1 rRNA gene is annotated in these 212 nt (G+C 49.5%); it reads left to right on the top strand.

Going from position 1 to position 212, the window contains the following annotated elements:
* A 23S ribosomal RNA gene (locus KI379_RS33935) occupies nucleotides 1–212 on the top strand; the annotation flags it as partial.

Genomic DNA, 212 nt, shown 5'->3' with positions numbered 1-212 from the left:
AGTGCGTAATAGCTCACTGGTCGAGTGACTCTGCGCCGAAAATGTAACGGGGCTAAACACACCACCGAAGCTATGGCTTGATGCTTTGCATCAGGGGTAGGGGAGCGTTGTATACAGCGTTGAAGGTATACCGTAAGGAGTGCTGGAGCGTATACAAGTGAGAATGCCGGTATGAGTAACGAAAAGATCAGTGAGAATCTGATCCGCCGAAA

Origin of the sequence: Paenibacillus cineris, assembly GCF_018333335.1 — a bacterium.
GTDB classification, from domain to species: Bacteria; Bacillota; Bacilli; order Paenibacillales; family Paenibacillaceae; genus Paenibacillus_AQ; species Paenibacillus_AQ favisporus.
This window is presented reverse-complemented; position numbering and strand designations above follow the sequence as displayed.